The 9130-nt window shown below is 71.7% G+C and carries 7 protein-coding genes; 4 read left to right on the forward strand and 3 right to left on the reverse strand.

The window, feature by feature from the left end:
• Positions 1–428 precede the first annotated feature (428 nt).
• From AB0I76_RS15985 to AB0I76_RS16000, 4 genes are all read left to right on the forward strand, one after another.
• On the forward strand, positions 429–2054 hold the full coding sequence (locus tag AB0I76_RS15985) for an ABC-F family ATP-binding cassette domain-containing protein (protein WP_357035292.1): 1626 nt from the start codon (positions 429–431) through the stop codon (positions 2052–2054).
• Between the two features lie 77 nt (positions 2055–2131).
• On the forward strand, positions 2132–2464 hold the full coding sequence (locus AB0I76_RS15990; RefSeq protein ID WP_357035276.1) for a nuclear transport factor 2 family protein: 333 nt from the start codon (positions 2132–2134) through the stop codon (positions 2462–2464).
• Between the two features lie 170 nt (positions 2465–2634).
• On the forward strand, positions 2635–4467 hold the full coding sequence (locus AB0I76_RS15995) for a long-chain fatty acid--CoA ligase (RefSeq protein ID WP_357035279.1): 1833 nt from the start codon (positions 2635–2637) through the stop codon (positions 4465–4467).
• Positions 4468–4495: 28 nt separating this feature from the next.
• Entirely contained in the window at positions 4496–5116 is a 621-nt protein-coding gene (locus AB0I76_RS16000; protein WP_357035282.1) for an L-threonylcarbamoyladenylate synthase, read from the forward strand.
• A gap of 58 nt (positions 5117–5174) precedes the next feature.
• Here AB0I76_RS16000 and AB0I76_RS16005 read toward each other — a convergent pair whose 3' ends face one another.
• From AB0I76_RS16005 to AB0I76_RS16015, 3 genes are all read right to left on the reverse strand, one after another.
• Positions 5175–6116, reverse strand: a complete 942-nt coding sequence (locus AB0I76_RS16005; RefSeq protein WP_357035284.1) for a sugar phosphate isomerase/epimerase — start codon at positions 6114–6116, stop codon at positions 5175–5177.
• A 21-nt stretch (positions 6117–6137) separates the two neighbouring features.
• Entirely contained in the window at positions 6138–8243 is a 2106-nt protein-coding gene (locus tag AB0I76_RS16010; protein ID WP_357035287.1) for a PQQ-dependent sugar dehydrogenase, read from the reverse strand.
• A 305-nt stretch (positions 8244–8548) separates the two neighbouring features.
• A partial coding sequence (locus AB0I76_RS16015) for a hypothetical protein (RefSeq protein ID WP_357035290.1) occupies positions 8549–9130 on the reverse strand: 582 nt, incomplete at its 5' end.

A 9130-nucleotide genomic window follows, 5' to 3' on the forward strand; every position in this document is an offset into this window, starting at 1 on the left:
GCCCCGGTCGCCGGCCCCGGGGTGGGGGGCCTCTATTACAACTACCAAACCCCCCCCCCCCCCCCCCCCAAGCCCCCCCCCCCGGGGCCCCCCGCGGTGGGGGCCCCCCCGCCGGCACCGTGCGGACGAGCCGCCGCCGCCGAACCGAGGCGACCGCTCCCGACGGCGGCGAAAAACGGGTCGGCGGCCTCCCCGGGCGCTGTTAGGGTGGTCGGCGACCGGACCGCGGATCGTGGGCGCGGGGTGTGACGGTCGGAGTGACGAGGAGCAGACGTGGCAGGTGACGACGACATCTCCGGGTGATACCGGAGTGTCCGGCCGGCGAGCAGGCGCGCGACAGCGGCGCCGCCCTGGCCGTGCCGTCGTTCCCTGATCCCTTCCGCTGGGCCGCCCCGGCGCGCGCCCACCTCACCCGCGAGGTCCCCGCCATGCCCGACGTATCCGTCGTCTGTACCCACCTGTCCTTCTCCTGGCCGGACGGCACCCCTGTCTTCGAGGATCTCTCCTTCGCCGTGGGCGGTGGCCGCACCGGCCTCGTCGCGCCCAACGGCGCCGGCAAGACGACGCTGCTCCGGCTCATCGCCGACGAACTCGCACCCACCTCCGGCAGCGTGACGGTCGACGGGGCGCTCGGCTACCTGCCGCAGGATCTGCCGCTCGCCGGTGACCTGACCGCCGCCGAGGTGCTCGGCGTCGCCGGCACCGTCGCGGCACTGCGCGCCATCGAGGCCGGCGACGCCGCAGAGGAGCACTTCGCCACCGTCGGCGACGACTGGGACGTCGAGGAGCGCACCCGCGCCGAACTGGACCGGCTCGGCCTCGACGACGTCACCCTCGACCGCCGCCTCGACACCCTCAGCGGCGGGCAGATCGTCTCCCTCGGCCTGGCCGCGCAGCTGCTCCGGCGGCCCGACGTCCTCCTGCTCGACGAGCCCACCAACAACCTGGACGTCGACGCCCGGCACCGGCTGTACGCGGTCCTGGAGGAGTGGCGCGGCTGCCTGCTGCTGGTCAGCCACGACCGGGCGCTGCTGGACCGGATGGAGCGCATCGCCGAACTCGACCGCGGGTCGATGACCTTCTTCGGCGGCAACTACACCGCGTACGCCGAGTCGGTCGCCGCCGCCCAGGAGCTCGCCGAACGGAACGTGCGCTCCGCCGAGCTGGAGGTCAAGCGGGAGAAACGCGAGATGCAGCAGGCCCGCGAACGGGCCGACCGCCGCGCCGGCAACGCCGCCCGGAACATCAAGAACGCCGGGCTGCCGAAGATCGTCGCCGGCAAGCTCAAGCGCAGCGCGCAGGAGTCGGCCGGCCGGGCCGACCAGACGCACGGCGCCCGGGTCGACGACGCCCGCGCCCGGCTCGACGAGGCCAGCCGCGCACTGCGCGACGACCAGGCGATCACGCTGGACCTGCCCGACACGGTGGTTCCCGCCGGGCGGACGCTCGTGGTCGGTGAACGACTGCGCGTACGCGGGCTCTTCGGCACCGACGGCGTCGGCCTGACGATCCGTGGCCCGGAGCGGATCGCGCTGACCGGGCCGAACGGTGCCGGCAAGTCCACCCTGCTGCGGCTGCTGGACGGGTCCCTGCTGCCGGACTCGGGCTCGCTGCGGCGCGCCGAGGGCCGGGTGGCGTACCTGTCGCAGCGGCTCGACCTGCTCGACGAGGACCGGACGGTGGCGGAGAACGTCGCCGCGTACGCCCCGGGCCGGCCGCAGGCCGAGCGGATGACCCTGCTGGCCCGGTTCCTGTTCCGGGGCCAACGGGCGCACCTCCCGGTCGGGGTGCTGTCCGGCGGAGAACGGCTGCGCGCCACCCTCGCCTGCGTCCTGTACGCCGAACCGGCGCCGCACCTGCTGCTGCTCGACGAGCCGACCAACAACCTGGACCTGGTGAGTGTGGGGCAGTTGGAGAACGCGCTGCAGGCGTACCGGGGGGCGTTCGTGGTGGTCAGCCACGACGAGCGGTTCCTGGCGGAGATCGGGGTGCAGCGGTGGTTGCGGCTGGAGCACGGGCGCCTGCGGGAGGTCAACCCCTCCGAGGGCGTTTGACCCCTCTTTTCGTTTCGCTGTGATGAGCTGGGGGACACGCCTGCCGGGCCGCGAGATCCGACTGAGGGGGACACGACATGACCGCCGCCATGCCGGAGGTGGTCGCCCGCTACTACCGGGCGACCAATGAGCGCGACCACGACACCCTCGTCGACTGCTTCACCGACGACGCGATCGTTTCCGACGAGAACCGGACCCACGAGGGCCGGGCGGCGATCCGGGCCTGGCGCGAGCGGACCGGGGCCGCGTCCGACTTCACCGCCGAGCCGGAGGCGGTCGAGGAGGAAGCCGGCGGGAACGTCGTGGTGACGACGGTCGTGTCGGGCTCGTTCCCGGGCAGCCCGATCCGTCTGCGGCACCGGTTCACGCTGCACGACGGCCTGATCGGCGCCCTCGACATCCGGCCGTAGCGCTCGCCGCCCGCCGCCGATGGCCAGCGCCGGGCGGTACCCCAGGTCCGTGCCCCGTCGAACAGATTTCGTGAAACGTCGCCGAGGCCGCCGCAGATGGCGACATCATGGCGTCGCGGACGGGCGGCCGGAGCCGGTACGTCGCGGACTGGGTAGCGGGGGTGTGTGACGTGCAGGATGTGGCCGTCGCGCCGCAGGATGTCGGGTCGGTGGTACCGGGCCTGGCCGAGCGGGTGTGGATCAACGCGCAGGAGGCGCCGCAGGTGGTGCAGTTCGTGCGCCCGGCACCGGTGCACCGGGCCTGGCCCGGGCGGGCGCCGGTGCAGGGCGGCGACGTACCGGTGACGTGTGAGCAGTTCCGCGACGACGTCCTGACCCTGGCTCGCGGCTTCATCGCCGCGGGTGTCGGTCACGGTGACCGGATCGCGCTGATGAGCCGCACCCGGTACGAGTGGACCCTGGTGGACTACGCCCTGTGGGCGATCGGCGCGGTGACCGTGCCGGTCTACGAGACCGCCAGCAGGGACCAGCTCGAGTGGATCGTGGCGGACGCCGGAGCCGTGGGCTGTGTCGTGGAGAACGCGGGCCACGCCGAGATGCTCGCCGATGCGCGGGCGGGCCTGCCGGCGCTGCGTGAGGTGTGGCAGATTGACGACGGTGACCTGATCGCTCTCGCTGGGCAGGGCCGCGACGTCGACGACGCCCGGGTCGAGACGCGCCGCAAGCAGGTGACCGGGGGAGACGTCGCCACGATCGTCTACACCAGCGGCACCACCGGCCGGCCCAAGGGCTGCGTCCTGACCCACCGCAACATCTACTGCGACGTCACCAGCGCGGTGACGGTGCTGCCGCAGCTGCTGCATTCGGGCGCGTCGACGGTGCTGTTCCTCCCGCTCGCCCACGCGTTCGCCCGGATGATCCAGGTGGGGATGGTGCAGACCCGGGGGACGATGGTGCACAGCGCCGAGATGGTCGGTGTCCTGGAGCAGTTGCGCAGGTACCGGCCGACGTTCATCCTCGCGGTGCCGCGGGTGTGGGAGAAGGTGTACACGCGGGCCCGGCAGAAGGCCGAGGACGCGCACCGCGGGTGGCTGTTCGCCGTCGCCGACTCGGTGGCGGAGCGCCACAGCCGGGCCATGGACACCGCCCGGGGTCCCAACCTCGTGCTGCGGTTGGCGCGGCAGGTCCTCGACCTGCTGGCGTACCGCAAGCTCCGCGCGGCTCTGGGCGGACGGTGCCGGATGGCCATCGTCGGCGGTGCGCCGCTGGGTGAACGGCTGGGGCACTTCTTCCGCGGCGCCGGGATCACGGTGCTGGAGGGGTACGGGCTGACCGAGACGTCGCCAGCACTGACGACGAACCGGCCCGAAGCACAGCGCATCGGTACCGTCGGCCTCCCGTTTCCCGGAGTGGAGATCCGCATCGCCGACGACGGCGAGATCCAGGCACGGGGCGAGGTGATCTTCCCCGGATACTGGAACAACCCGGACGCCACGCGCGCCACGTTCACCTCGGACGGCTGGTTCCGCACCGGTGACCTCGGCAGCGTCGACACCGACGGGTTCCTGCGGGTGACCGGCCGCACGAAGGAGATCATCGTGACGGCGGCCGGCAAGAACGTCGCGCCCCCGCCGATCGAGGAGGGTGTCCGCGCCCATCCGCTGATCAGCCAGTGCGTGCTCGTGGGCGACGGCCGCCCGTACGTGGCCGCGCTCGTCACCATCGACGAGCCGGCCTGGCAGCGCTGGCGGACACGGCACGGGCATCCCGACGCCTCGGTGGCCGACCTGCGGGACGACGCCACGCTGCGTCGGGAGATCCAGACCGCGGTGGACCGGGCCAACGAGGCGGTGTCCCACCCGGAGCAGGTCAAGACGTTCCGGATCCTGCCACGGGACCTCACCGAGGCCGACGGGGAACTCACCCCCACCCTCAAGGTCAAACGCGATGTCGTGGCGCAGCGCTACGCCGACGACATCGAGGTCCTCTACCGCGGCCACTGAGCCGGCGGAAGCGCCTACTCTTGGGCGCATGGCGAGGTACTACGACGTGCACCCGGACAACCCCCAGCCCCGGATCGTCCGGCAGGTCGTCGACCTGATCCGGGACGGCGGCCTGGTCGCCTACCCCACGGACTCCTGCTTCGCGTTCGGCTGCCAGTTGGGCAACCGCGACGGGCTCGACCGGATCCGCGACATCCGCCGCCTCGACGAACGGCACCACTTCACGCTGGTCTGCCGGGACTTCGCGCAACTCGGCCAGTTCGTGCACGTCAGCAACTCGGTCTTCCGGCTGGTGAAGGCGTCCACCCCCGGCAGCTACACGTTCATCCTGCCGGCCACCAAGGAGGTGCCGCGCCGGATGCTGCATCCCCGCAAGCGTACGGTCGGCGTCCGCGTGCCCGCGCACACCGTTGCCCAGGCGCTGCTGGCCGAGCTCGGCGAGCCGCTGGTGTCGAGCACCCTGATCCTGCCGGGCGAGGACGAGCCGCTGACCCAGGGGTGGGAGATCAAGGAGCGGCTGGACCACCTCCTCGACGCGGTCGTCGACGCCGGCGACTGCGGAAAGGAGCCGACGACGGTAGTCGACCTGTCGCAGCCCGAGCCGGAGATCCTGCGCCGGGGAGCCGGCGACCCCTCCCGCTTCGAGTAGACCCGTCGCGGTGGGGGCGCCGGCCCCGGTGTCCGTCAGCGTTGCCTGCCCGGACCTGTCAGAAGCGCAGCCTGCGCAGGTAGCGGTAGCCGACCTCGGCCGTCTGCTGCGGCGTCACGTCGGGGGTGTCGTTCTCGACGATGTACTCCAGCACCGAGTGCTCCCGGAAGATCCGGGCGAAGTCGATCATCCCGGTGCCCAGGTCGGCCATGTCGCCGGTGGACTCGTGCCGGTCCTTGACGTGGTACTGCAGGACGCGCTGCGGCGCCGAGCGGATGACGTCCAGCGTGAAGCCCTCCGGGTCCGCCGCGCCGTCGCCGGACTCGATGCCGCCGGTGACGGCCCAGTAGATGTCGATTTCCAGGTGCACGAGCCCGGGGTCCAGCTCGGCGGTCAGGATGTCCCACGGGCGCGTGCCGCCACCGAGGTCGATGGTGAACTCGTGCGCGTGGTTGTGGTAGCCGTACCGCAGACCCGCCGCGCGTGCCGCCGCAGCCTCCACGTTCATCTGCTCCGCCCAGCGCTTCCAGTCGTCCGCCTTGTCGGAGTTCAGGTACGGCACCACCATGAACGACTGGCCCAGGGTGACCGCGTTCTGGATCTTCTGCTCCAGGCCGGCGGCGTCGGCGCTGATCCCGTCGTGGCTGGAGGTGGGCTCGATGCCGATGCCGTCCAGGAACTCGCGCAGCTGGGCTGCGGTCCGACCGAAGTAGCCGAGCGCCAGCTCCACGCGCGGATACCCGATGCGGGCGAGGTGGGTGAGGGTCGCGTCGTACCCTGGCGATCCCCAGAGGGCGTCGCGGACCGTCCACAGCTGGATGCTGATCAGGCCCGGGGGTACGTGGTGCCGGCCGGTCGGCCGGATCATCGCTCCGGCGGCCGTCGCGCCGATGCCGGATGCCAGGCCGACGCCCGCGAGCGCCGCCAGTGAACCGCGCAACAGGCTGCGCCGGTCAACGGACTGCCGCAGCGCGGCCATCCCGTCGTGTCCGTAACACATGATGGCTTCCTTCCGTCGTTTCTACTCGGTGGGGACCAGGACGACCTGGTCGGTTCCGGTCAGGGCTGGCAGCCCGTCACCACCGGCGTCCGTGTAGGACGCGACGAACACACCGGTCAGGTTGTCGGTCGCCGGGTCGTGGCCGGACGGCACCGTCGTCTGGATGGAGCCGGTGCAGCCGGTGGCGGTGGTCTGCGGGTGCCCGTGCGTGTCGTGGCCCAGGACGTAGGTAACGCTGACCCGGGAGCAGTCGACCGGCTGGTCGTCGGTCACCCGTACCTCGAACTCCACCCGGTCGCCGAAGGAGAAGGCCTGGCCGTCGCCCGGCCTGACCAGCTCCACCACCGGTGCGGCGTTGCCGACGACGACCCGGACCGAGGCGGAGGCCGACAGTCCCCGCGGGTCGCTCACCTGCAGCGTGGCGTGGTAGAGCCCGTTCTCCCGGTAGGTGAACGTCGGGTTCGCCGCGCGGGAGTCCACCGTGCCGTCGTTGTCGAAGTCCCACGCGTACCGGAGTCGGTCCCCGTCGTAGTCGGTGGTGCCGTCGCTGGAGAACGCGACGGTCAGCGGCGCCAGTCCGGCGGTGGGCGTGGCCGAGACCTGGGGAACCGGGGTGTGGTTGCCCGTCCAGCCGGTGTAGTCGATCCGGGCCAGTTGGGCGTCCGGGTTCTCGCTGAAGAAGCCGTCGCCGTACTCCAGCACGTAGAGCGCGCCGTCCGGGCCGAACTCCATGTCCATCGGGTTGTCGACGGTGAGGGAGGGGAGCACCGGCTCGATCCCGGTCAGGTCGCCGTCGGCGTCCAGCCGGAAGCCCTTCACGTAGTCCCGGGTCCACTCGTGGAACAGCGCCATGCCGTCGTAGTACGCCGGCCACGCCACCGGGGCGCGTCCCCGCGTGGTCGGGCGGGAGAACTGGTACGCCGGCCCGGCCATCGGGCCGATGCCGCCGGTGCCCAGCTCGGGGAACTGCGCCGAGGGACCGTAGGAGTACCACACCTGCGGCTGCTCCACCGGCGGCAGTTGCCGCAGGCCGGTGTTGTGCGGCGACTCGTTGACCGGCGCGGCGCAGTCGAAGAGCGCCCCGGACGCTCCGGTGGCGAAGTCGTAGTCCACGTACGGCAGTTGCGCCGTGGCGCAGTAGGGCCAACCGTAGTTGCCGGCCTCGCGGGCGGCGAACCACTTGCCGTGCCCGGCCGGGCCACGCGACGGGTCGGGATCGCCCGCGTCCGGCGAGTAGTCCGCGACGTACAGCTCGTCGGTCTCGCGGTTCAGTTCGATCCGGAAGGGGTTGCGCAGACCCATCAGGTAGATCTCGGGCCGGGTGCCGGCCGTGCCCTCGGGGAAGAGGTTGCCGTCCGGGATGCGGTACGACCCGTCGGCGCCCACGCGGATGCGCAGGATCTTGCCGCGCAGGTCGTTGGTGTTGGCCGAGGTGCGCTGCGCGTCGTACGCGGGGTTGCGGCCGGGCCGCTCGTCGATGGGTGTGTAGCCACCGGACTCGAAGGGGTTGGTGTCGTCACCGGTGGACAGGTACAGGTTGCCCGCGGAGTCGAAGACGATGTCGCCGCCGACGTGGCAGCAGATGCCCCGGTCGACCGGGACGTCCAGGATCCGCTGCTCGGTGGAGAGATCCAGCCTGTCCTTGACGAACCGGAACCGGGAGAGCCGGATGACCCCCTCGAACGGGGCGAAGTCCGCCGGGGTTCCCCAGGCCGGGGCGTCACCCTCGTTGACCCCGGGCGTGGACGGGTCGTCGACCGGGGTGTCCTGCGGCGGCGAGTAGTACAGGTAGATCCAGTTGTTGCCGGCCCTGCCGAAGTTCGGGTCGATCGCGACGTTCTGCAGGCCCTCCTCGTCGTGCCGGTAGACGTCCAGGGCCGCGGCGAGGGTGTTGCGGCCGGTGGCCGGGTCGTGCAGCCAGACCTCACCGGGACGCGTCACGTGCAGCACCCGGCTGTCGGGCAGCACGGCGAGGTCCATCGGCTCGCCCGGGCTGTCGTTGAGGGTCACCTTCTGGAAGTCGCTGTCCGGCGGCGCGCTGCCGGGTGCGGCCGTCGAGACGGTGGGGGTGGTGACGAGCGCCAGGCTCGTCAGACCCGCTACGGCGAGCGCGAGTCGTTTCTTCATCTGCCTCTCCTTGTCACTGATCGGGCAGTTCGGGGAGTACGGCACTTCCTCCTTGCCGGTGGTGTCGGTCGTCGGGCACGGCTGAGCCGCCCAGCGCCGGGCGAAGCACTGGGTAGGGGACGGGTGACGGGTCAGGTGTCGGCTGCGGTTCCTGGTCCGGCGGGACGGTCAACCAGCCGAAAAGCCTTCATGTGGCCGACGCTACAAAAGGCATGTCCACATGTCCATACCTTTCATCGATATAGGAGCAACTTTCGTTTACTGACAACGAAAGTCGGGATGAGACTGCCGGTGGGGTTGCGGTCCTAGTCCAGCGACCGGGCGATCTCGGTCGCCTCTGGCTTGGTGACCTGGCCTTCCAGCCGGTAGCTCACGCCGCCCTCCTGCCAGATGAGCGTCGAGGCGGCGAGTCGGGCGGTCTCCACGCGTACCGTGCCCGTTCGATCCACGTAGCTGACCGGGTGCGGGCCGCCGATCCAGACGGCCACGTCACCGTCGAACTCCACCCAGTCGATTCCCGGCCCACTCGCCTGCTTTTGGAAGACCGGGTCGAGACGACCGTCGAAGGCGTCGACGCGCAGCGTGCCGCCGCGATAGAGCAGCGTCGCGACCCGGTAGGTACCGGTCCCGTCGGGGTCGGCGACCAGCACCTGCTCCGGCGGGCCCAGTTGGGCCGGCAGGCGGATCGGGAAGCGCACCATCCGCCGCGCCTCGTCGAGGGCGGCCGACTGCTGCCCCGGCAACGGCGACGGCGACCCGGTGGGACGCGCCGTGTCCGGCGACGTAGCGATGACGATCCCCGCGAAGCGCAGCAGCCCCGTCACGGCATCGGCGAGTGCGGCCCGCCCCGGCGGCAGCACCGCGACGACCAGCGCCACCAGCGCCGC

It is taken from the genome of Micromonospora sp. NPDC049799, from assembly GCF_040656655.1.
GTDB lineage: Bacteria > Actinomycetota > Actinomycetes > Mycobacteriales > Micromonosporaceae > Micromonospora.

Excerpts from the sequence above, each read along its gene's own strand:
- AB0I76_RS16005 (WP_357035284.1), bottom strand. The coding sequence starts at position 6,116 with ATGTGTTACGGACACGACGGGATGGCCGCGCTGCGGCAGTCCGTTGAC.
- AB0I76_RS16010 (WP_357035287.1), bottom strand. The coding sequence starts at position 8,243 with ATGAAGAAACGACTCGCGCTCGCCGTAGCGGGTCTGACGAGCCTGGCG.
- AB0I76_RS15985 (WP_357035292.1), top strand. The coding sequence starts at position 429 with ATGCCCGACGTATCCGTCGTCTGTACCCACCTGTCCTTCTCCTGGCCG.
- AB0I76_RS16000 (WP_357035282.1), top strand. The coding sequence starts at position 4,496 with ATGGCGAGGTACTACGACGTGCACCCGGACAACCCCCAGCCCCGGATC.
- AB0I76_RS15990 (WP_357035276.1), top strand. The coding sequence starts at position 2,132 with ATGACCGCCGCCATGCCGGAGGTGGTCGCCCGCTACTACCGGGCGACC.